Origin of the sequence: Nostocoides sp. F2B08 (assembly GCF_009184895.1) — a bacterium.
In the GTDB taxonomy this organism is placed as follows: Bacteria; Actinomycetota; Actinomycetes; order Actinomycetales; family Dermatophilaceae; genus F2B08.
In genome coordinates this window covers 411,578-433,427 of sequence record NZ_WESE01000004.1, presented here as the reverse complement: position 1 = coordinate 433,427, position 21,850 = coordinate 411,578, and the positions used below count along the sequence as shown (strand labels likewise).

Genomic DNA, 21,850 nt, shown 5'->3' with positions numbered 1-21,850 from the left:
CCCTCACGCCAGGTCGTGGCGGATGCGGCTGGCCTGCTCCTGGGTGCGGAACTGGCCGAAGCGGGGGAGGAACTTGTCCCAGTCGATGATGTGGGCGTCGATCTCGGGGCCGTCGATGCAGGCGTGTTTGCGGATCACTTTGCCGTCGATGGTGACGGGGACCATGCAGGCGCCGCACATGCCGGTGGCGTCGACCATGATCGAGTTCAGGCTCGCCATCGTGTGCACGCCGAAGCGGCGGGTCAGGTCGGAGACGGCGCGCATCATGACCGGTGGGCCGATGGCGACGACCTCGGCCACCGCGCGCCCGGTTCCGGCGGCAGCGGACTCCAGCATCGCCTCGAGGGGCGTGGTGACGAACCCCTCGATGCCGAACGTGCCGTCGTTGGTCGTGTAGACGACGTCGATCCGGTCGCCGTACTCGCGCTGCAGACCGGCGACGCGCTCGTCCTCGCCGGTCCAGAACAGCAGCCCGGCGCTGCGGAAGCCGGCGATGAGGGTGACGTGGTTCCCGGCACGGAGGTGCTCGCGCGCGATCGGGAAGACCGGCGGCAACCCGAGGCCGCCGGCGGTGAAGACGACGGTCTGGTCCACCACATACCGGGTGATCTCGCTCGGCCGGCCGAGCGGGCCGGCGATGCCGGCGAAGGCGTCCCCGACGGCCATCCTGTTGATCTCGATGCTGCTCGTCCCCACCCCTTGGACGACGAGGCAGATGGTGCCGGCCTCGGCGTCCCAGTCCGCCAGAGTCAGCGGGATGAGCTCGCCGCCCTCCCACGGCAGCACGCGGACGAACTGGCCGGCCCTGGCCGCGGCCGCGATGACCGGTGAGTGGACGGTGATCTCCTCGATGCCGTCGGCGAGGTGCGCCTTGGCGAGGATCGTCTGCGCGGTGGAGGCGCGCTCGGTGAACTCCTTCGCCGACCGCACCATCGACACGACCTCCGCGGCGGCCACGTCGACGTGGCCGATGATCTCGCGCGCTGCCGCCTGGCCGTCGCCGGCGGCGTTGATCGCGGTCGAGCCGCCCCGGGCGGCGTCGCCGCCGGAGTAGACACCCTGGAGCGAGGTCTCCTGCGACCCGGCCTGCTCGAGGTCGATCGTGCCCCACGTCGTCGTGTGCAGCTCGGGCTCGGAGTCCTTGATGATGGGGTTCGGCGCATTCCCCAAAGCCATGATCACGAGGTCCGCCTGCATCGTCTCGGTCCGCCCGGTCGGCACCGGCCGCCTGCGCCCCGAGGAGTCCGGCTCGCCGAGCTCCATCACGTCGAGCGTCGTCGCGGAGACGAAGCCGGTCGCGTCGTCGCCGTGGAACTCGCGCGGCGAGGCGAGCACCTTGAGCGCGATGCCCTCTTCGAGTGCGTGCTCGAGCTCCTCGACCCGGGCCGGCATCTCGGCCTGGGTGCGGCGGTAGACGATCGTCACATGCCCGCCGAGCCGGTGGGCGGTGCGGGCTGCGTCCATCGCGGTGTTGCCGCCGCCGATGACGAGCACCTCCTTGCCCTTCGTCTCGGGCAGCGGCGTCTCGTAGTCCTCGCGCAGGCCCTGCATGAGGTTGACCCGGGTGAGGAACTCGTTCGCCGACATGACGTTCAGGTAGTGCTCACCGGGCACGTTCATGAAGCGCGGGAGGCCGGCACCCGTTCCGACGAAGACACGCCAGAATCCGGCCCCCCGCAGATCATCGATCGTCGCCGTCTTGCCGACGACGAAGTTCGGCACGAACCGCCCGCCGAGCAGCCTGACCTTGCCCACGACGTCGTCGATGAGCTCGTTCGGCAGCCGGAACTCGGGGATCCCGTACCGCAGCACCCCGCCCAGGGCGTGGAACGCCTCGAACACCGTGACGGGGAATCCTTCAGCCGCAAGGAGATACGCGTTGATCAGGCCCGACGGCCCGGAGCCTATGATCGCCACCGGCGGCTTGGCCGCCACCTCCCACGGGTCGGGTCGGCCGCCGAAGCGGACCGCGGCGGCGTTCGGGTCGACGAGCTTCTCCCGCTCGGGCAGGAACCACTCGACCTGGCCGAAGGCGACGGGGGTCCGCTTGAAGATGCAGCCGCTCTGGCACTGCAGCTCCTGCGGGCACACCCGGCCCGTGACGTCGGGCAGCGGGTTGGCCGCCTCGATGAGCTCGAGTGCCTCGTGGAACCTCCCCGTCCCCACGAGCTCGAGCACCTGCGGGATGTGGATCTTGACCGGGCAGCCGCCCTTGGGCTCGGGGCGCCCGGCGATGACGATGCCCACCTCGCACGGCTTCTCCTCGCACTGCTTGTCGCGCAGCGCCTCGAGCCAGACGAGCAGGTCGACCTCGCCGCGGGTGAGCCCGGTGTTCAGGTAGCCCAGGTAGCCCTGGTTGACGAGTTCGAAGTCGTGCCCCCGCTCCTCCGGCCCGCGGATGTAGGGCGGGATGGAACTGCCCGCCGGCCAGCCGTCGGACAGACCTCTGAACATCGGGTAACGGTCGGAGAGGTAGGCGTCGATCGCCCGGATGAACTTGCGCTTGCGGCTCAGCGGCAGCCCCCAGGCGAAGCGCATGAGCACCCTGCTCGCGTCGTCCTCGCGCAGGAGCACCTCCCAGAAGGCGCGGGTGAACTCCTCGCTCAGCTCCGGCTGGGTGAACTCCCAGACGACGGCGGCCATGCCGTCCTCGATGAACAGCTCTCGGAACGCCTCCGGTTGGGCCTCCAGACGCCGCCGGAGCAGCTCGACCTGTCGGTCGGCGAGGGAGTCGGTATGCGGTGGCCCCGTCGCGCTCGCGGGCGCCGGTGAGCCGGTGGTCGAGGTCGTCACTGGATGATCTCCGCGTCGCACGTCTTCTTGACCCGGTCGACCCGTTTGAGGAGCTCGGGCGTCAGCTCGACGCTCTCCAGCGCCCCGGGGATCATCCGGGCGACCTTCTGGGCGGCCCCGTCGATGACCATCGTCGTCGACTCGAAGAGCTGCGGGAGCTCCTGGTAGCACGTGCCGCAGTCGTTGCACTTGGGGATGTCGCTCTCGGCGAGCCAGACCGGTGCGCCCGCAGGGGCGGCTCCCGTCGCGCCGACCATTGGCTCGGCCGCCGCGGTGGCGGCACCGGCGGCCCCCACCCCCCCCGGGGGTGAGGTGGCGGTGGTTGGTGCGCCGCGCATACCTCCCGCGGTCCGGACGGGGACCGCCGACCCGAGCCCGGCGGGCGCGCGGCTCGACGTCGCGAGCGAGGACATCGCGTTGGCGATGTCGTCGATGGAGGCCTCGCGGTCGCGCAGCGCCTGCTCGTACTTGGCCCGCAGGTCCTCGAGGTCGCTGCGGTGCAGCGCGGTGAGCGAGGCCTCGTGGACGCCGGCGAGCCACTGCAGCGTCTGCCAGTAGCGCCGGCGCTCCTTGACCAGGGCGACGATCGCGCCGGAGCAGCGCACCTTGAGGAGGTGCTGGTCGGCGTCGGTGGCGTAGATGAACGGCACCTTCGCGGCCTGCTCTTCGAGGCTCAGCTCGACGTACTCGTCCATGGGGACGGCGACGTCCTCGAACTCGATGGGGAGCCGGTGGAACTGCTTGCGGAAGCGGGTCTCGCCGAGGGCGAACTCAGCCGGCGTGACCGGCAGCCGCATGAGCTGCAGGTCGCCGGCCTCGTCGCGGTAGGCGAGGTCGGTCTTGGCCCACGTCTCCTTGGGCTCGGGGTTGCCGTCGAGGACGAACCAGTCGTGCAGCGTCGAGCCGCGGCGCGGGTCGTGGACGAAGACGGGGTTCATCCGGCTCTCGACGGCGAGGCGGGCCCGGTTGGCCGAGGCGTCCTCGGAGATGCCGTGCTCGGAGCCGCAGGGGGTGTAGACGTCGAGCACCGCCGCCGCCTCCTGGAACTGGAGGAACTCCATCGCGGTCTTGAGGAAGTGCCCCTGGATGGCCGTGCTCGTCGCCGCGACGTAGACGTTGGGGTGGAACGAGGCGATGAGGCCGAGCTCCTTGCGCGACTCGTGCTTGCCGTCGTGCGCCGAGCCGAAGCGCGCGAGGTCGGAGTCCTGCGCCGTGAGGCTCGCCGTCGACGTCTGGCCGCCGGTGTTGGAGTAGGCGCCGGAGTTGAGGACGAGCACCTTGATCGGGGTGTCGCTGGCGAGGATGCGCGACATGGCGCCGAAGCCGATGTCGTAGCTCGCGCCGTCGCCGCCGATCGTCAACACGGTGGGCAGAAGCCGCATCTCGGTGTCGGTGAAGTCGCCCCAGCCGAGCCGGGTGAGCTGCCGGTCGTGGACGTCCGGGTCGTATGCGTCGCTCAGCTCGAGCTCGGCCGTCCGGAGGGCACGGACGTCGTCGACGTGCTGGGCGGCGAGGCCCTCGAAGATGCCCTTGGCCAGTGGCTGGGCGTCCTGGAAGAGGCTGTTGACCCACGGGTCGAGGTAGTTGGTGAACGGCATCGTCGAGGCGTAGACGCTGCTGCAGCCGGTCGAGTTGGCGATGATCGTCGACGCCGGGCCGTTGCCGGTCGGGCCGCCCTCGAGGAGGTAGAGCCGGCGCTCGAGCGCCGTGATCGCGCCGGAGATCCGGGTCTTGCGATCCTCGTCGTCGACGGTCGCGCGCTTGGCGTAGAGCCGGTCGACGAGAGCCATGAGCTCGCTCAGCTGGGCGCGGCGCCTGCGCTCGCCGAGGGCGTGCGAGGTCGACATGACGAGCCGGATCGCGGTGACCTCGCCGCAGCCGCGGCAGCCGCCGTGGCCGCCGGTCGTCGCATAGAAGTTGTCGTGGTCGAGCATGAGGCGCTTGATGTCGCCGTCCGGCTCGTCCGAGCCCTCGACGAACCGGTCCGGGGTGTTCGGCAGCGCCGTCATGAAGGCGAAGCGCTCCTGCAGGCCGCTCAGGATGTCGGCGTCCTGGTCGATCGAGGTGAGCGCGCCCGGCCCGCAGACCTCGACGCACTCGAGACACCCGGTGCACTTCCACGGGTCGACGGTCGCGGCGAACAGGCCGCCGGTGCCGGGCTCGTCCTTCTCGGGCGAGTCGAAGAACGGGCGCGTGCGGGCGACCGGGTATGTCGCGAGGGTCGCGACGAGCCGCTCGACGACCTTCGCCATGACGGCGTCGGTCGCGGCAGGGGCCGCCGCGGTCGCGACGATCTCGTGGAACGGCTGGTCGACCCGGCGCCGCAGAGCTTCGCGGGTGCGCTCGGCGATGCCGTAGACGGCAGCACGCAGGCTGTCCTTCTGGCCGGCCGTCGCCTCGGTCTTCTCGATCGCGGCGAGGATCAGATCGTGCACCTCGTGCACCGTGTTCGGGATCGCCGCGTCCGGGCAGACGAGGGCGCAGTCGAGGCAGCCGGTGCAGATCGACGGGTCGAACTGCGGCACGGTGCGCCGGAACAGGCCCTTGTCCTTGGCGGCACCCGTCCCGGGGGGCATGAAGAGGCCGGCTCCTGGGAGCACGGGAGCCTCCGCGATCGTGCCCTCCCGGAACGGGCGCGCCATGAGGTCCTCGTAGTACGCCGGGTCGAACAGCCCGCTCGTGCGCTCGGCCGTCGTGCTCGGGCACATCGACGCCGACATCGCGACGGTGAGCAGCTGGGTGCGCTCGGCCGGGCCCTCGTCGATCGCGACGATCGCCGGAGCGTCGTAGTCGACCCGCACGGTCGCCTCGATCCCGTCGGCGACGACGGCCATGTTGCTCGCGACGACATCGGCGCCCTTGCGGCCGAACTTCTTCTCGAGCTGGGCCCGGACCTTCTCGAGAATGTCCTCGCGGGGCGCGCCGTGCGCCACCCGGTCGACGTTCGCCGCCACCGAGCCGATGAAGGCGATTCCCATCATCCGCGTCTCGAGGTCGGGTGTCGGCGCGTGCCGTCGCGCGACCTCGAAGGCGTCGATCGTGAAGAACCGGATGTGCTTGTCGCGGATGGTGCGCCGCGCATACCTGGGCAGCTCCCGCCAGAGCTGCTCGGGGGAGAGGTTCGTCTGCAGGATGAAGGTGCCGCCGTCGACGAGGCCCTTGAGCGGGTTGGTGTGGACGAACGCCTTGTGGTCGGGCGCGATGACGACCTCGACCTCCTCGAGCTCGGCGTTGGTCAGGAGGATCGGCTCCGGGCTGAGGGTGATGTAGTAGTTCGTCGGGGCGCCGGACTTCTCCGAGCCGTACTTCGGGGCCGACTTGGAGTGCATGCCGAGCACGCCGGCGAGGATGTCGGTGAGCAGCTTGCCGGTCGCGATCGTGCCGTAGCCGCCGACCGAGTGGAAGCGGATCCGCAGGGCGTCCTCGGGCAGCAGCCGCGGGTTCGGTCCGGTCCGCAGACCCATGAGCTGCGTCTCCGGGTATGCGGTGCGCAGCCGCTCCTGCAAGCTCGCCAGGGACTCGCTGCCGGGGTCGTCGGTGAAGAACTGTGAGCCGAGGTAGACGAGCGGGGGCAGGGTGTCGGCGTGGGCCTGCTCGAAGGCGGCGATGAGGTGGCGCGGCTGGAGGTCGTGGCCGCCGAGGCCGAAGATCGCGGTGGTCAGGCGCGGGGTGTCGGTCAGGGGCGGGATGCCGGGGTGGCGTTGTTCGCCGACCGCGGCGTTCTCGCGCGCCTTGAAGAGCGCGGTCGTGACGACCTGGGTCAGCGCGGTCTGGTCGCTGCGCTCGAGGACGATGAGGGCCTTAGCGCCCTTGACCGCGTCGACGAGCTCCGCCTCGGGGAACGGCTGGAGCAGCTTGACCGACGCCAGGCCGGCCTTGATCCCGTTGGCGCGCAGGTGCGGCAGGACGGCGCGCACGTCGTCGCCGACCGAGCCGAGGCCGACCATGACCACGTCGGCGTCGTCGCAGTCGTACGCGAGGACCGGGGCGTACTCGCGGCCGGTGAGCACCGCATACTCGGTCATCGCCTGTCGGACCAGGGACGGGACGGCGGAGGCGAAGTGGGTGCGGTGGTCGACCGCGCCGGCCTGGAAGTCGGGCTGGTTCTGGACCGGGCCGGTCAGGCCGGGGTTGTGGACGTCGACGAGCGCGGGGACGAGCTGGCGGGTGCCCTTGGTGTGCGCGTTGACCCACTGACGGCGCCAGGGCCCGTGGAGCTCCTCGGGGACCCAGGCGAGGGTGAGGTCGACGAGCTCGCCGGCGGTGTCCCGCTCGACGTCGTCGGCTCGGGCGTCGAGGAAGGCGTGCAGATCCGCGATGTCGCTGTCGAGGACGTCGCGGCGGTGCCGCTCCAGGAATCCGCGCAGCTGGAAGACGCGGCCCTTGGCGCCGAAGAGGATCTCCTGGGCGACGGTCGGGCAGGGGATGCGACCGGCAGGGTCGCCGAGGTAGTCGCGCAGCAGCTCGGGCTCGGGCAGGCGCGCCTCGCTGAGCATATGGCTGGTCGAGAAGCCGTCCATCGCGTTGGCGACCGGGATGAGGGAGAGCGCGGCGGTGCGGTAGGAGATCGCCGCGAGGTCGGCCGCCTCCTGCGGGTTGGAGCCGACGATGATCGTGTAGCCGGAGGAGAGCAGGGCGTAGATGTCGTCGTGGCCGGCCATGACGTTGAGCGAGTGCTTGGAGACCACGCGGGCGGCGACCTGGAGGACGAAACCGCCGACCTTCTTGCCGACGGTCACGTAGTGCGACTCCATCGCGTAGAGGATGCCCTGGGACGAGGAGGCGTTCGAGACGTACTGGCCGCCGGTGAGCGCGGCGCCGAGCGCGCCGCTCTGGGCCGAGTGCTCGCCCTCGGGCTCGAAGAAGAACGGGTGCTTGCCCCAGACGTTGACCCGGCCCTCGGCCCGCGCCGCCTCGAAGAGCTCGGCGATCTCCGTCGACGGCGTGATCGGGTATCCGATCACCCCGCCGCAGACGTGGCTCATGACGTGGGCAACGGCGCCGTTGCCGTGGATGACGGCCGGGATGCCGGGGTAGGCGGGAGGCGTGGGGGTCTGGGGGGTCGCCGTCATCGGGTCTCACCGCCGTCGGTGAGGTTGGGTGGGTCGAGGTGCGGGAGGAATCCGCCGACGCCGAACTCCGGAGACTCGAAGGGGAACTCGTCCTCGGTGCCCGGTGGGTCGAGCGCGGTCGACTCGTCGACGGGTACGTCCGGGGTGCTGGACTCGGTGCTCATGGCGCTCTCCGCTGGTCTCGGCCACGGTGAGCGGGGTCAGGTCCTCGACCTGTTCGGGCGACACGTTCGAGTCGTCCGGAGGCCAGGGTGCATGGCCTCGCTGTGGACCCTTCCAGTCTGCGCTCGCGGCGTCGGTGGGAGCCAGCGCCGGGCGGTGTGAAGCCTGTCTCGCAAGGCCAGCCTTGCCTGCCCTTGCCCTGCGCGCCACTTCTCCCACATAGGACCGAAACGGCGAACGGTCGCCCGCCACTTCTCCCACATAGGACCGAAACGGCGAACGGTCGCCCGCCACTTCTCCCACATAGGACCGAAACGGCGAACGGTCGAGCGATGGCCATTCGGCCTCGAAACCACCGGTTCGCCGTCCGTCGTGGGCGGATCGGTGGGACCGTGGTGGGAGGAGGTGGGTCATGACATCGTCCACAACTCGCACCACTGCACGGTCGCGTCGACCTGGGATCCGGGTGATCGCCGGAGTCGCACTGCTCGTCGTCCTGCTCGCGGGCTGCGCTGCCAGCGCCAACGAGGCGGCGGACTCGGCGAACGACGCCGGCTTCTGGCTCGGCCTGTGGCAGGGGTTCATCGCGCCGATCGCGTTCATCGTGTCGCTGTTCAACGACTCCGTCGGGATCTACGAGGTCGACAACAACGGCGCCTGGTACGACTTCGGCTACATCTTCGGCATCTCGATCTTCTTCTCCGGCAGTGGCGCCGGGGCGGGCTCGAGAAGCCGACGCCGCTGAGGCTCTCATCCGCTGCAGGCGTTGCCGCCCGGTGATCGGTGTGGATGACCGAATACCGGAGCTCCGCCGGTCATCTGCACTGTCGACAGGTCCAGTCCAGTGACAGCCCGGCTCCTGGCCGGTCGCCGCCGAGAGGGACCGACCCATGCGACAGTCAACCGACGACACCGCTGCGACCCGCCATCCGAGGCCGCGGAGTACTGCGCCACCGTGCTGGCCGACCGAAGACTCGCCGAAGTGGCTGGTCCCCGAGGGTCTGCAGGACGAGGAGATCTGGAACCAGGAGCAGGTGGACCGGGTCCACGCCTACGACCTCGCGACCTGTGGCGCGCCGGTATGCGGTGGCGACCACCGCATACCGGCTCACCCGTCAGGCGCTCCGGTCGAGCGATGATCCCTCGGTGCTGCCGTCCGTGCTCTCGTCGGGGGCTGTGCCGTCCTCGGTCGTGCCGTCGTCGGAGTGCATGCCGCCACGGTGACCGCGGTGACCCGGCCCGCGTGGCTCCCAGGTGCGCTCGAGCGCCTCGGCCACCCGCTCGGGCAGCGTCGCGGCGATCTCGTCGGCGCGCTCCTGGGTGATCCGCCCGTCCTCGACCGCCTGGGCGAGCCGATCCTCGGCCGCGGCGACGAGGGCGTCGACGAGGTCATCGACCGCGACGCCCTGCTCCTCGGCGATCTCAGCGAGGGAGCTGCCGTCGCGCAGGGCTGAGCGCAGCTCGTCCTCGGTGAGGTTCAACGTCTCGGCGGCGGCTTCGAGGCCGGGGCGCTCCATGCCGCCGATCCAGCCGTGGGGTCCGTGGCCCATCGGGCCCCCACGGAGCTCCTCGGAGGATGCCAGCTCCTCGGCGACCGCCGCTGCCTGGTCCTCGGTGATCGTGCCGTCGTCGACGAGTCCGGCCAGCGCCTCGGCGATGCGCTCGACGATGGACGGACGCTCGGTGGAGGTGTCACCAGTGCCGTCGTTCTCGTCGGTCGTGTCGGTCGTGTCGCTGGTGGAGGTGTCGGTGGCGACAGCCCAGGCCGCACCAGCCGTCGTGACGGCGATACCGGTCAGCGCCAATGCGGCGGCGGTTCCGCCCGCGGCGAGTCTGCGTCTCATGCTCATGAGTGGTTCTCCCTTTCGTGACGATCCGGGGCCTTCCCGGCTCCACTCACGACCGTGCTCATCGATCCTGTGCCGGGGCTGTGCCGGGGCTGTCGATCGGCACAGTGTTCGGCGTGAGAGTCCGAGCCCGACGCACAGGGTCTTCACAGGAAGCGCCAAGACGGAGTACAGCGGAGGTGGTCAGAGTGAGTAGGTGACCATGTCGCCGTCGACCACGCCACCCGCACCGTCACCTCGGCTGAGCCGACTGACCCGCCCGGACGGCTCCGCGGTCAGGGTCCTCGTCGTCGACGACGAGCCCGTCCTCGCCGACCTGCTGCGGATGGCGCTCCGCTACGAGGGGTGGGACGTGCGCACGGCGGGCACGGGTCAGGCCGCACTGCACCAGATCCGCGAGTTCGGTCCCGACGTCGTCGTCCTCGACGTCATGCTTCCGGACCTCGACGGCCTGTCGGTCCTGCACCGGCTGCGCGGTCAGGGCGACGACGTCCCGGTCCTCTTCCTCACCGCCAAGGACGCGGTCGAGGACCGGATCGCGGGTCTGACCGCCGGTGGGGACGACTACGTCACCAAACCGTTCAGCCTCGAGGAGGTCATCGCCCGCTTGCGCGGGCTGGTCCGTCGCACCCACGCGGTCGTCGCGGCCGCCCCGGACCCACGGTTGGTCGTCGGTCCGCTCGTCCTCGACGAGGACAGCCGCGAGGTCTGGCGCGACGGCGACGCCGTTGAGCTCACCGCGACGGAGTTCGAGCTCCTGCGGTTCCTCATGCGCAACCCGCGCCGGGTGCTCAGCAAGGCGCAGATCCTCGACCGGGTGTGGCGCTATGACTTCGGGGGTCAGGCGAACATCGTCGAGCTGTACATCTCCTACCTGCGCAAGAAGATCGACGCCGGCCGCGAGCCGATGATCCACACCATGCGCGGTGCCGGCTACGTCCTCAAGCCGCCGCCGTGAGCGGCTCCCGCGGCGCGGCGTCTCGATGGAGCCTGCGCCGCCGCGTCCTCGTCGCCGTCCTGGCCCTCCTCGCGCTGGTGGCGACCGTCATCGCCGTTCTCGGCGTGGCCTCGGTCCACCGAGTGCTCACCCAACGCCTCGACACCCAGCTCATCGCCGCCGTGGAGCGAGCGGAGCGGGCGGCCGACCGCATACCCGATGTCGGAGGCGAACGCGGACCGGAGGGAGGTCGAGGAGGACGGGTGCCGGTCTTCCTCGCCATCCCGGGCCAACCCGTGGACACCCTCGCCGCGCTCGTCGTCGACGGTGCGGTCGAGCGGGCCGGGGTGCTCGCGGAGACGGGGGTCGGACAGCCCGTCGACACCGCGGACGCGGCCGTGCTGGCGGACGTCCCCGCGGACGGCGGCGTGACAACGGTCGACCTGGGAGCAGAGCTGGGCGCCTACCGGGTGGTCGCCGTCCCGGGTGCCGGCGAGCGGGTGATCGTCACCGGCCTGTCGCTGGACGGGGTCCAGGAGACCGTCGCCCGCCTGACCCGGGCGATGTTCCTGATCGCTCTCGTCGGGCTGACCTTCGTCGCGGTGGTCGGGACGGTTCTGTTGCGGCGCGCCCTGCAGCCGCTCGATCGGATCGCGGCCACCGCCTCGCGGGTCGCCGAGCTGCCACTGGACACCGGCGAGGTCGTGCTGCGCGACCGGGTCCCTGAGGAGGACACCGACCCGAACACCGAAGTGGGCCAGGTCGGCGCGGCACTGAACCGCCTGCTCGGGCACGTCGCCGCGGCGCTGAACGCTCGGGAGGCGAGCGAGCGGCAGGTGCGCCAGTTCGTCGCGGACGCCAGCCACGAACTACGCACCCCGCTCGCCGCGATCCGCGGCTACGCCGAGCTCGCTCACCGGGTGCCCGAGCCCGTCCCCGCGGACGTCGCCCATGCCCTCGACCGGGTCGAGTCCGAGGCGACCCGGATGTCCCGCCTGGTGGAGGACCTGCTCCTCCTGGCACGCCTGGACTCCGAGGGCGGAGTCACCGGCCTGCGCGAGGAGGAGGTCGACCTGTCCGCCCTGCTCGTCGACGCAGTCGGCGACGCCCGGGTGGCCGGTCCGGAGCACCGGTGGCGGCTGGCCCTGCCCTCCGATCCGGTCGTCGTGATCGGGGACCGGGGCCGGCTGCACCAGGTCGTCGCCAACCTGCTCGCCAACGCCCGCGTGCACACGCCTCCGGGGACGACCGTCACCGCGGGGCTGGAGCCGGCTGCCGTCCCCGGCGGGGTCGGCGTCCGTCTCACGGTGAGCGACGACGGGCCCGGCATCCCCGGGGAGCTGCTGCCGCACGTGTTCGAGCGCTTCCGCCGGGGCGACACCTCGCGCTCGCGGACGGCGGGCAGCAGCGGTCTGGGTCTGGCGATCGTCGCCGCGGTCGTGCAGGCGCATGGCGGCGCGGTGGCCGCGAGCTCGGTCCCCGGCCGAACCGAGCTGGTCGTCGACCTGCCCATCGGGAGAGTCCGGACCCCGGACCTCGTCCCGGTCGGCCGTCCGCAGGGCGACCAACGCCTGCGGTGAGCCGACGCGCGGGGGCGAGGACCGCATACCGGCGCTGTTCCCGCCCCCGTGGAGCGGTCAGCCGCTCGACCGGACCGGCTCGTCCGCGAGCCCGAGCCGGCGGCGCTGGGCCGCGGTGCCGCCGACGATGCGGGCCGGGGTGTCATCGCCGTACTCCGCCTCGTGGCCCGGCAGCAGGCCGCCCTCCTCGTCGCGGACCCGGAACGGGCGGCTCTCGACGTCCGGCGCGTGCCTCTCCTGGCCGCGGGTGCGGAGCAGCGACAGGCCGATCGAGGTCGCGATGATCGTCGCGACGATGGCGAGGCTGACCGTCGTCGGGATGTAGTACACGTCGATCTTGAGGAGCATCTTGACGCCCACCCACATGAGGACGAGCGCGAGACCGGCCTTGAGGTAGACGAAGCGGTGGATCAGGTCGGCGAGGAGGAAGTACATCGCGCGCAGGCCGAGGATCGCGAAGGCGTTGGCGGTGAAGACGACGAACACCTCATCGGTCACGGCGAAGATCGCGGGGATCGAGTCGACGGCGAAGATGATGTCGGTGACCTCGACGAGGACGAGGACCGCGAGGAGCGGGGTCGCCACGAGCACGCCGCCGCGCCGGATCCAGAAGCGCTGGCCGCGGTACTCCTCGACCATCGGCACGACGCGCCGGAACAGCGCCAGGGTGCGGGACTGCGAGGGGTCGATGTGGCTGTCCCGCTGGCGGAGCATCTTCCAGCCCGTGACGAGCAGGAACGCCGCGAAGACGTAGAGGATCCACGAGAAGCTCGCGATGAGCGCCGACCCGGCCGCGATGAAGACACCGCGGAAGACGAGCGCCCCGAGCACGCCGTAGAAGAGCACCTTGTGCTGGTACTCGCGGGGCACCGCGAAGAAGGTGAAGATGATCGCCCAGACGAAGACGTTGTCGACGGCGAGCGACTTCTCGATGAGGTAGCCGGCGAAGTACTGCTGGCCGATCTCGGCGCCGTACACCGACCAGAGCACGCCGCCGAAGGCGACACCGAGCGCGACCCAGACGCCGGACCACGCGGCCGCCTCCCGGACGGAGATGACGTGCGCGTCGCGGTGCATGAACAGGTCGAGGGCCAGCATGGCGAGGATGACGCCGAGCACGGCGAGCCAAGCCCAGAGGGGGACGTCCATGAGGAGGGAACCTTTCGTTTCACCTGAGTGGAACGAAGGTCTCTCCCGGCACACCGCGAGGGTGGCCCGCTGCGCCGGAGCCGGAGGCCCGAAGTGACGACACAGCGTGAGGGGGTACTCCCCTTCGGTGCGGGCGGACCCGCACGTGAGAATGATGAGGAGGCTGCACAGACTGTGTCAAGCCGCGCCGGAGTGGAGCCGGTATGCGGTGGTGCGGACCGCATACCGGCTCCGCTTCGTTGTGGGGCCGGAACGGGGCGGGTATGGAGCGGGGTGGGGCTAGCATCGCCAGCGTGACCCCGACCGAGGCCGAGCTGCTCGCCGCGGAGACGGCGGTCTGGGAGGCGCTGCGGGCCGGCGACCGGGCGGCCGACCGGGCGCTGCTCGCGCCGGACTTCCTCGGCGTCTACCCGACCGGGTTCGTCGACCGCGACGACCACGTGGCCGAACTCGACGAGGGGCCGATCGTCGCCGAGTTCGACATCCTCGAGACCCGCACGATGGCGACGGGGCAGGACAGCGCGCTCATCGCATACCGGGTGCGGTTCCGGCCCACCGCGGACGGCGAGCCGCTCGAGTGGATGGTGAGCTCGATCTGGCGGCGCGAGCCGGACGGGTCGCTCGTCAACACGTTCAGCCAGGACACGCCGGTCGAGCGGGGCTCCGGGGAGGGGTCGAGCGAGGGGTGATCGTCAGGCGATCTCGGCGCCCGCGTCGGCGAGTAGCTGTGCGAGAACGCCTCGGTGGCAACGGTTCTCGTCCTCGCAGTAGCAGCCCACGCTGATGTCGGCCCGGTGGCTCAGCGCGGCCAGCAGGTCGATGAGGTGGCGGGCGGCCGGGGTGGCCATCTGGGCGCGGTAGGCGCGCACGAAGCCGGCCCACTCGCGCTCCGTCGTCGCGCGCTGGGCGGCGCTGACGAGCTCCTGGCTCGGGCTCAGCTCGGGCAGCCACACGTCGTAGAAGTCGCGGCTCGCGAACTCCGCCTTCGGGACGCCGCGCGGCGGTCTGCGCACCGTGCCGATGCGCAGACCTTCGCCGGGCTCGCGCGGGCCGCCCAGCCGCACCACTCGCAGTGCCATGGGCACCATGGTGCCCGGTCGGCGGTGTCTGCGGTCGCCCGTCGAGGCGGTTCGGCATCCTGGATGGGGGCTACCCGCGTGCGGGTGACAGCGTCGCCTCTCGGCGGGTCGACTCGATCGGCTCCCGCTGCGGCGCGAGACCGATGAAGGCGAGGCCGAAGCTGACGAGCGCCTCCGCATATGCCGGGTGCGCCCAGGGGCTGCCGGTCGCGCCGAGGACGATCGTCAGACCGATCGCGGGCAGGATGCCGCTCAGCGTCCAGGCCGCCAGTCGCATGTCACGGCGGCGCATGAGGGACAACCCGAGCGTGACACTGCCGACGATCATGAGGAGAAGGGCGATGCCGGCGACCGCGCCGAAGACCGCGTCGTCGTTGACCTCGCCCGACGCGACGGACAGCACCGCGTGGACGGACATCCCGACGGCGAGGAAGAGCAGGGCACCGGTGAGGATCCGCCGCACCGCCCGACGGAACCCGCTGCCGCCGTCGACCTGGGACCGCCTGCTCCACAGCACGCCGGCGAAGGCGAGGTAGGCGAGCGAGTGGATGATGCCCCCCAGGACGAACGCAGGGTTCACGCCGAAGTCGTCGCTGAACCTCGTGTGCTGCCCCGTCAGTGCGAAGGTGACCGCGTCGCTCAGCGCGATGGCCGAGAGGGCGGCCGCTCCGCCGAGCGCGGCGATCGTGACTGGTTGTGACATGAGACCCTCCTAGGTCCTCGGGGCTCCCGTCGAGCCCGCTGTGACCACGGTCCCCGCCGGGTCGCGAGACGGCGTCACCCCTGCCGACGAGTCAGGGCGCCGCACGGACGACCTCATCTCGTCCGTGCGGACGACGCGCGCCCCAGCGGGTCGGTGGCACGCTGTCCGGTATGCGGTCCTCACCCGCGGCGCAGACCGGCCTGGTCGTCGTCGCCTTCGCTGTCGCGACGGCCGTCGCGGTGCGGGAGGACTGGCCGTCGGTGGACCTCGTCTTCGTGGGCGTGCTGCTGTCCTTCCTGTTGCTGCTGACCCACGGCGTGCTGGGCTCGGTGGCTCGGTCTCGAGGGGCGCGCCGCCACGCGCGGAGGGTCGCCGCTGTCGGGCCGGGTGAGGCGTCCCGTCGGGCGGTCGAGGACGAACGGGCGCGGCTGTCGGTCGAGATCGATCGGTCGGTGAGGCGCTCGCTGGTCGCGGTCCGTGATCTCGTGGTCGTCGCCGAGGCTGCGGACGACCCACGCTCGGCTCTTGAGGCGATGCAGCGGGAGAGCCGGTCCGCGATGGCCGAGCTGCGGCGTCAGCTCGGGCTTCTCGGTGGGAGTGACGAGGTCGACCACGGGTCGGGGGCGAACGGCGCGGGGCGTCCGGTCGAGGGGCCGGGGCTCGGCCCAGGTGACGGGCAGGACGCGTCCGGGGGTGCGATCGGCCGGCGCGACGCGGTGCTCGCGGCGGCCGTTGTCGCCCTCACGTCGCTCGAGATGCTCCTCCTGCCCGGGCAGAGCGGGTCGTGGCCGATGAGTGCGGTCATGGCCCTGACCGTTCTTGTCCGCCGGGTCGCGCCTGTCGCGGCCGCGCTCGCCTGTGCCTCGATCCTCCTCCTGGGCGCGGTCGTGGACGCCCCCGTCGGGGACGGCGTGTTCTACCCGGTCGTCGTCGGGTTGCTGTTGTGGAGCCTCCTGGAGCCGAGGCAGACCTCGGTGACGATCGGGTCGGCGGTGACCCTGTATGCGTGCGCCGTCACCACCCGGTTCGCCCACGACCCGGACAACGCACCGATCACGATCGTCGTGCTGTCGGTCGTCTCGGTCGCCGCCGTCGTCGTCGGCCGGACCCGCCGCAGCCGGACCCGGGCGGAGGAACGGGCCCGGGCACACCAGGCCGCTCTCGCCGAAGCCGGTGCGGTCGCGGCGCGGACGACCCGGCGTGAGGTCGCCCGCGAGCTCCACGACGTCGTCTCCCACGCGGTGAGCCTTGTCGCCGTGCAGGCGGGCGCCGCCGAGCTCGCCTGGCCGCAGGACCCGGACGCGACCCGGGCCGGTCTGCACGCCATCGACGAGACTGTCACGACCGCGCTGGCCGAGCTCGACGCCCGCCCGTGGGGTGTCGGCCCCGCGCCGGTGTGGAGCGATGTCGAGCGCACCGTCGAGCGACTGCGGCGCGCCGGCCTGGACGTGCGGGTAGCGACACAGGGGCACCCTCCGGCTCCGCTCATGCCGGTCGTCCACCGACTCGTCCAGGAGGCGCTGACCAACGTGCTCAAGCATGCGGAGGGGGCCACCGCATACGTCATCGTCAGCAGCGAGGGTGCACGCACGCGGGTGGAGGTGACCGACGACGGACCCGGGCGGGTGAGGGGGGCGGACGGCTACGGGCTCGTCGGGCTCGGGGACCGCGTGGCCGCCGTCGGGGGGACGCTGCGGGTGGGGCCGGGCGAGCGCAGCGGCTTCAGCGTGAGCGCGGTGCTGCCGCACGACCGGGCCTGGGTGCGGGTGCCGTGACCGTCCGGGTGCTCCTCGTCGACGACCACGCGATGATGCGCGCGGGGCTGGCAAGCGTCCTCGGCTCTGATCCGGAGATCGAGGTGGTGGGCGAGGCCGGGGACGGGGCGGCGGCCGTGTCGCAGGCACGGCGGCTCACACCCGACGTCGTGCTCATGGATGTCGAGATGCCGGGCGTCGACGGCGTGACCGCGATCGGGCAGCTGGCGCGGGTGGCGCCGTCGGCGCGGTGCCTGGTGCTGACGACGTTCGACGTCGACGACTACGTGCTCGGTGCACTGCGCGCCGGGGCGGCGGGGTTCCTCCTCAAGACGACTCCGCCGCGCGACCTGATCCGTGCCGTGAAGGACTGCGCCGCAGGCGGATCCGCGCTCGGACCGACCGTCGTGCGACGTCTCGTAGCCTCGTATGTCGGCGTTGAGGGGGCGCCCGAGGCGGCCGCCGAGCTGGAGCGGCTGACCGAACGCGAACGCGACGTGCTGGGAGTGATGGCGCGGGGGCTGTCGAACGCCGAGATCGGGGCCGAGCTGTTCCTCACGGAGAACACCGTCCGCACCCACGTCGCGCACATCCTCGCCAAGCTGGGGGTGCGGGACCGGGTGCAGGCGGTGATCCTCGCGCACCGGGCCGGGCTGGTCTGAGAATGTATTGCGCGGCAGCCGTGGGGGCGGGAGGTGAGGCTGTGCGGTCGCCCCGGAGGGGAGGGGCGGGCACAATGACGGGATGGTCGGAGGCGCCCGACTGACCCCCCGGATCGGCCTGCAGGCCGGGTGGGCCCTGACGACCACCGGCAGGCTCTTCGCTCCGGTGGCCCTGCTCGTGCTGGCCTACCAGCGGGGCGGGCCTGGCGCACTCGCGGCGACCTCGGTCGCGCTCGCCGTCGTCGGTGCGGTCATGTCGGCGGTGATCGGGCGGCTCGGGGACCGGCGGCATCTCGGGTGGGTGATCATCTCGATGGTCGCGACCGCTGGCGTCCTGCTTGTGCTGTCCACGGTCGCGGCGGTGCTCGACGGGCCGCTCCTGGTCTCGCTCGGATTCGGCACGCTGGCCTGCGGACTGCTGGCGACGTACCGGCCGCTGCAGGCGTCTCTGTTGCCGTGGCTCGTGCGTACGCCTCGCGACCTTGCCGCCGCCAACGTCTCCGCGGCCGCGATCGAGAGCGGCGCCGCCCTGGCCGGACCGGCCCTCGCGGGAGCGGCGCTGCTTGCGACCACCCCTGACCGGGCGCTCGCGATCGGCGCGGCGTGCATCGTCCTCGCGCTCGTCCCGATGACGGCCATCCGGATGCCGGCGGCCTACGCCACGCGGGTGGTGGGGCCGGTCACCCGGGGGTCCTATCTCGCCGGGCTGTTGGTCCTCTTCCGCATCGGCCGAGGCGGAGCCATGGCCACGCTGGTCCTGGCGCAGACGTTCGCGCGCGGTGCGCTCAGCGTGCTCCTCGTCATCCTCGTGATCGAGGAGCTCAGGGTGGGCGAGGATGTGGTCGGCTGGCTGTGGGCGGCGATGGGCGCCGGAGGACTGGTCGGCGCGGCGATCGGCAGGGTCGTCCTGCGAGTCACCCGGTTGCTGCGCTTCTTCGTCCTCGGCGTGGCGTTGTGGGGGGTCGGGCTCGCGGTGATCGCGCTCGGCTCCGGACCGTGGGTGGTCGTGACGGGGATGGTGGTCATCGGGATCGGCAACGCTCTCGAGGACCCGGGCCTCTTCACCTCGGTGGCGCGGCTCGCGCCCCGCGGGCTGGCGGCCCAGGCGCTCGGCGCGGTCGAGATCATCGTCTGCACGGGCATGGCCCTCGGCTCGGCGGCGGCCCCGGGGCTGGCCGCGGCGCTGGACGTGCGCCCCGCGATCCTCGTCATCGCGCTGGCCGTCCTGGTCCTCGTCGCCATCTACGTCCGACCGCTCGCGCGGCTCGACCGAGCCGAGGTGCAGAGCGCGGCGCCGGCCGAGCTCCTCTCGGGAGCGAAGATCTTCGAGCCGCTTCCACTGGTGACTGTCGAGCACCTCGCGAGTCGGCTCGGTCGGCGCGAGTATGCGGGGGGCGAGACGGTCATCACCGAGGGCGAGCAGGGGGACTGCCTGTATGTCGTCGAGGAGGGGGCGGCCGAGGTGTCGGTGCGCGGTGTGGCCCGGCCGGACCTGGGGCCGGGTGAGACGTTCGGCGAGATCGCGTTGCTGCACGACTCGCCGCGGACGGCCACCGTCGTCGCGGGCGGCGCTGGCTTGGCGGTCTACACCCTGTGGCGCGAGGACTTCCTCACCGCGATCCGGGGCAGCTCCGGCTCGGCGGAGGCGCTCGCGGCGGCCCGGTTGGCTCGGGACGAGGCGGGCTGAACGGCTGGTGGAACCGAGACGTGAGGTGGGACGGTCGGCGGCTTGGGTGCGGCGCGGTTGGCATGCCCCCGTCGCGACGCTGAGGCACCGGCATGCCAAAGGCGTGGCATGTGACGCGCTCGGCATGCCCCCGTCGCGACGCTGAGGCACCGGCATGCCAAAGGCGTGGCATGTGACGCGCTCGGCATGCCCCCGTCGCGACGCTGAGGCACCGGCAGGTCAAAGGCGCGGCATGTCACGCGCTCGGCATGCCGATGCTGTCGGCTCCGCTCAGGGGAGGGCGAGCCCGGGAGAGGCGAGGTATGCGCGGGTCGCCACCGCGGTCGGGCGGGCAAGTCCTTGGGGCAGCCACCACGAGGTCGTCGCGCACGCGCCCTCCTCGGTGAAGGCGCTCCCCGCGCAGGTGAGCACCGCATACCGCTGCGGGTGGTTGGCCGTTCTCAGAAGCGTTCGTAGAGGACGTCGGGCACGCCCTCCTCGTTGTCGCCGTCGGTCTCGGTGGTCGGCACGAAGCCGTGCCGTTCGTAGAAGCGGCGTGCGGCGGTGTTGGACTGGAAGCACCAGGCGCGGGCGTGTCCGCCGGTCTGGCCGAGAGCGAGCGCGAGGAGCTCGGTGCCGATGCCGCCTCCCTGGTGCGCCGGGTCGACGTAGAGCTGGTCGATCCAGTCCGGGTCCTCCATGGCCAGCACGCCGACGACCCGTTCGTCGTCGGTCGCCACCCAGGTGCGTCGTTCGGTCAGCATGCCCCTGCGGATCCAGTCGGCGATCTCCTCGCGGGTGTGGACGGGCGGAGGGATGGCCGGCGCAGCGGCCTGCCGGGCAAACCAGTACAGATCGGCCACCTCGGCAACGTCACTGTCCGCTGCCCGGCGGATCCGGATGAGCGAGGACAAGGCCCCCTCGATCTGTGTGCTGTCCTGTCGCACGACTCTCACCTCGTCCTTTTCTCCTCCCCATGGTCGTACCCACCGCGGCAATCCACAACCGGCTGGCGGTCGGGAGTGTCATCCACGGGTGGTGGGGAGGCGCTTCGCGGTGGGGGTGGCGGTGCCTAGCGTGGCTGTATGACCTCGACGGCGGAGAGCGACACGGACGCGACGGTGACGCCGCTGCCCGATGCTGCTGCCGTGGCGGCCGATGCTGCCCGGTCGGTCGATGTTGATGGGGCACGGCGGGTCTCCGGCGTGCACCGCGCCATCGACCGGCTGGACGTGTCCGATCTCGGCGAGGGGGAGCACGCGGCGGTGCTGCGCGACCTCGAGCGGGCCAAGCGGCGGCTGGACTCGGCGCTGCTCGCGGTGCTCGCCTCCGCCGACAGGGCGCGGGTCGGCGAGCGTGCGGGCCACACCGGAACGGGGTCCTGGGCGTCGGCACAGACGAAGTGCGGAGGGGGCGAGGGGTTCGCGCAGTCGCGGCTGGCGACGGACATCGACGAGGGGCTGGGGGAGGTCGGCCGCGCGCTCGCCGAGGGAGTGATCTCCTCTGACCACGCGCGGATCATCGCGGCGACGATGCGCCGGCTCCCGGAGGAGCTGAGCCAGGAGCACCGGGATGCGATCGAAATGCATCTCGTCGGACAGGCCCGGCACCTCGTGCCGAGTCAGCTTCGCAAGGTGGCCAGGCGCGCCCTCGAAGCGGCGGAACGGTCGCTCAGGGAGATCGACGACGACGAGGACGAGCAGCTGCGCGACGAGGAGAGGCGTGCCCTGGCGCGCACCCGGCTCACGATGCGCGACAACGGCGACGGGACGTCGAGCGGCCACTTCACGGTGCCCACGCACGCGTGTTCCATGCTGCGCAAGCTGATTCAGCAGATCGCCTCTCCGCGCCGGGACCGGGCGCGTCAGGCCCGAGGCGAGCCATGCGAGGGATCCGAGGACGCCACGACGACGTACGGCGCGACCGACTGGGCGCACCGCTACGGGCTGGCGCTGCTCGAGATCCTCGAACACCTGCCGACCGACCGGCTGCACGGCAAGGTGGCGGCCACGGTCGTCGCGACGGTCGACCTTGAGGCGTTGCGAGCGGGTATCGGGGCGGCTCAGCTCGACACCGGAGACGTCGTGTCGGCTGGACAAGCTCGCAGGCTCGCCTGCAACGCCGGGATCCTGCCCGTCGTCCTGGGTGGCTCATCGCTGCCGTTGGACCTCGGTCGGGCGGACCGGTTCTTCACCGAGGCGCAGCGGGTTGCGCTCGCGACCGTCTACACCGAGTGCGCCGCCGTCGGGTGCGACCGGCCGTACTCCTGGTGCGAGCTGCACCACGAGGATCCCTGGTCCGCGGGCGGGCAGACCGACTTGGACGTTGCGGTGCCACTGTGCGGCTACCACCACCGCCGGATGCACGATCCGGGCTTCGTCGCGCGGGTCAGCACCGATGGCGCGGGAGTCAAGACCGTCCGGCTCCGACAGCGGTGATGCCCCGA

Annotated in this window: 18 protein-coding genes; 9 read left to right on the top strand and 9 right to left on the bottom strand. The window is 71.7% G+C overall.

The features are described from left to right. Positions 1–3 precede the first annotated feature (3 nt). From GA707_RS11845 to GA707_RS20880, 3 genes are read right to left on the bottom strand one after another with little or no spacing between them, the layout of a single operon-like run. On the bottom strand, positions 4–2,793 hold the full coding sequence (locus tag GA707_RS11845) for a sulfide/dihydroorotate dehydrogenase-like FAD/NAD-binding protein (RefSeq protein ID WP_226963740.1): 2,790 nt from the start codon (positions 2,791–2,793) through the stop codon (positions 4–6). Continuing rightward, the gene (locus GA707_RS11840; protein ID WP_152178624.1) at positions 2,790–7,865 is read right to left on the bottom strand and encodes a 2-oxoacid:acceptor oxidoreductase family protein; all 5,076 of its coding nucleotides are present in this window, start codon (positions 7,863–7,865) and stop codon (positions 2,790–2,792) included. The genes GA707_RS11845 and GA707_RS11840 overlap by 4 nt, the downstream gene beginning before the upstream one ends. Continuing rightward, positions 7,862–8,029: a hypothetical protein gene (locus tag GA707_RS20880; protein ID WP_193315307.1), complete on the bottom strand. Its 168-nt coding sequence runs from the start codon at positions 8,027–8,029 to the stop codon at positions 7,862–7,864. The genes GA707_RS11840 and GA707_RS20880 overlap by 4 nt, the downstream gene beginning before the upstream one ends. Before the next feature lie 410 nt (positions 8,030–8,439). Here GA707_RS20880 and GA707_RS11835 point away from each other — a divergent pair, with 410 nt between their 5' ends. Then, positions 8,440–8,772, top strand: coding sequence for a hypothetical protein (locus GA707_RS11835; protein WP_152178623.1), 333 nt, complete (start codon positions 8,440–8,442; stop codon positions 8,770–8,772). Between the two features lie 145 nt (positions 8,773–8,917). Continuing rightward, entirely contained in the window at positions 8,918–9,166 is a 249-nt protein-coding gene (locus GA707_RS11830) for a hypothetical protein (RefSeq protein WP_152178622.1), read from the top strand. Here the strand turns inward: GA707_RS11830 and GA707_RS11825 are convergent. Further along, positions 9,143–9,877, bottom strand: a complete 735-nt coding sequence (locus tag GA707_RS11825) for a hypothetical protein (RefSeq protein WP_152178621.1) — start codon at positions 9,875–9,877, stop codon at positions 9,143–9,145. The genes GA707_RS11830 and GA707_RS11825 overlap by 24 nt on opposite strands. A gap of 199 nt (positions 9,878–10,076) precedes the next feature. Between GA707_RS11825 and GA707_RS11820 the strand changes: the two genes are divergently transcribed. Continuing rightward, positions 10,077–10,832, top strand: coding sequence for a response regulator transcription factor (locus GA707_RS11820; protein ID WP_152178786.1), 756 nt, complete (start codon positions 10,077–10,079; stop codon positions 10,830–10,832). Beyond that, entirely contained in the window at positions 10,829–12,391 is a 1,563-nt protein-coding gene (locus GA707_RS11815; RefSeq protein WP_152178620.1) for a cell wall metabolism sensor histidine kinase WalK, read from the top strand. Before GA707_RS11820 ends, GA707_RS11815 begins: the two co-directional genes overlap by 4 nt. Positions 12,392–12,448: 57 nt before the next feature. Here the strand turns inward: GA707_RS11815 and GA707_RS11810 are convergent, their stop codons facing one another. Then, a complete protein-coding gene (locus GA707_RS11810) occupies positions 12,449–13,540 on the bottom strand; it encodes a TerC family protein (protein ID WP_152178619.1) in 1,092 nt (363 codons plus the stop codon). Positions 13,541–13,833: 293 nt separating this feature from the next. On the opposite strand from GA707_RS11810, the gene GA707_RS11805 reads away from it, so the two are divergent. After that, positions 13,834–14,229: a nuclear transport factor 2 family protein gene (locus GA707_RS11805; RefSeq protein WP_226963739.1), complete on the top strand. Its 396-nt coding sequence runs from the start codon at positions 13,834–13,836 to the stop codon at positions 14,227–14,229. A gap of 3 nt (positions 14,230–14,232) precedes the next feature. Here GA707_RS11805 and GA707_RS11800 read toward each other — a convergent pair whose 3' ends face one another. Both GA707_RS11800 and GA707_RS11795 read right to left on the bottom strand, forming a co-directional pair. Next, on the bottom strand, positions 14,233–14,619 hold the full coding sequence (locus GA707_RS11800; protein WP_152178618.1) for a DUF488 domain-containing protein: 387 nt from the start codon (positions 14,617–14,619) through the stop codon (positions 14,233–14,235). A gap of 70 nt (positions 14,620–14,689) precedes the next feature. Then, entirely contained in the window at positions 14,690–15,322 is a 633-nt protein-coding gene (locus GA707_RS11795) for a hypothetical protein (protein ID WP_152178617.1), read from the bottom strand. Positions 15,323–15,492: 170 nt separating this feature from the next. Between GA707_RS11795 and GA707_RS11790 the strand changes: the two genes are divergently transcribed. The 3 genes from GA707_RS11790 (at position 15,493) to GA707_RS11780 (ending at position 19,425) form a co-directional block, all read left to right on the top strand. After that, complete coding sequence (locus tag GA707_RS11790; RefSeq protein WP_152178616.1) at positions 15,493–17,097, top strand: sensor histidine kinase; 1,605 nt, start codon at positions 15,493–15,495, stop codon at positions 17,095–17,097. After that, positions 17,094–17,738: a response regulator transcription factor gene (locus tag GA707_RS11785; RefSeq protein WP_152178615.1), complete on the top strand. Its 645-nt coding sequence runs from the start codon at positions 17,094–17,096 to the stop codon at positions 17,736–17,738. Before GA707_RS11790 ends, GA707_RS11785 begins: the two co-directional genes overlap by 4 nt. Before the next feature lie 82 nt (positions 17,739–17,820). Beyond that, positions 17,821–19,425: a cyclic nucleotide-binding domain-containing protein gene (locus GA707_RS11780; RefSeq protein WP_152178614.1), complete on the top strand. Its 1,605-nt coding sequence runs from the start codon at positions 17,821–17,823 to the stop codon at positions 19,423–19,425. Between the two features lie 270 nt (positions 19,426–19,695). Here GA707_RS11780 and GA707_RS20875 read toward each other — a convergent pair whose 3' ends face one another. Continuing rightward, positions 19,696–19,836 (bottom strand): hypothetical protein, encoded by a 141-nt coding sequence (locus tag GA707_RS20875; RefSeq protein ID WP_193315306.1) that lies wholly within the window; start codon positions 19,834–19,836, stop codon positions 19,696–19,698. A 29-nt stretch (positions 19,837–19,865) separates the two neighbouring features. Beyond that, complete coding sequence (locus GA707_RS11775) at positions 19,866–20,360, bottom strand: GNAT family N-acetyltransferase (protein WP_193315305.1); 495 nt, start codon at positions 20,358–20,360, stop codon at positions 19,866–19,868. A 129-nt stretch (positions 20,361–20,489) separates the two neighbouring features. Between GA707_RS11775 and GA707_RS11770 the strand changes: the two genes are divergently transcribed. Continuing rightward, complete coding sequence (locus tag GA707_RS11770; protein ID WP_152178612.1) at positions 20,490–21,842, top strand: HNH endonuclease signature motif containing protein; 1,353 nt, start codon at positions 20,490–20,492, stop codon at positions 21,840–21,842. Positions 21,843–21,850: the final 8 nt, after the last annotated feature.

Bases quoted from the DNA above. Each gene is read 5' to 3' on its own strand.
- GA707_RS11835 (WP_152178623.1), top strand. From the start codon at position 8,440: ATGACATCGTCCACAACTCGCACCACTGCACGGTCGCGTCGACCTGGG.
- GA707_RS11830 (WP_152178622.1), top strand. From the start codon at position 8,918: ATGCGACAGTCAACCGACGACACCGCTGCGACCCGCCATCCGAGGCCG.
- GA707_RS11840 (WP_152178624.1), bottom strand. From the start codon at position 7,865: ATGACGGCGACCCCCCAGACCCCCACGCCTCCCGCCTACCCCGGCATC.
- GA707_RS11800 (WP_152178618.1), bottom strand. From the start codon at position 14,619: ATGGCACTGCGAGTGGTGCGGCTGGGCGGCCCGCGCGAGCCCGGCGAA.
- GA707_RS11790 (WP_152178616.1), top strand. From the start codon at position 15,493: ATGCGGTCCTCACCCGCGGCGCAGACCGGCCTGGTCGTCGTCGCCTTC.
- GA707_RS11780 (WP_152178614.1), top strand. From the start codon at position 17,821: ATGGTCGGAGGCGCCCGACTGACCCCCCGGATCGGCCTGCAGGCCGGG.
- GA707_RS11820 (WP_152178786.1), top strand. From the start codon at position 10,077: ATGTCGCCGTCGACCACGCCACCCGCACCGTCACCTCGGCTGAGCCGA.
- GA707_RS11795 (WP_152178617.1), bottom strand. From the start codon at position 15,322: ATGTCACAACCAGTCACGATCGCCGCGCTCGGCGGAGCGGCCGCCCTC.
- GA707_RS11770 (WP_152178612.1), top strand. From the start codon at position 20,490: ATGACCTCGACGGCGGAGAGCGACACGGACGCGACGGTGACGCCGCTG.
- GA707_RS11810 (WP_152178619.1), bottom strand. From the start codon at position 13,540: ATGGACGTCCCCCTCTGGGCTTGGCTCGCCGTGCTCGGCGTCATCCTC.
- GA707_RS11825 (WP_152178621.1), bottom strand. From the start codon at position 9,877: ATGAGCATGAGACGCAGACTCGCCGCGGGCGGAACCGCCGCCGCATTG.
- GA707_RS20880 (WP_193315307.1), bottom strand. From the start codon at position 8,029: ATGAGCACCGAGTCCAGCACCCCGGACGTACCCGTCGACGAGTCGACC.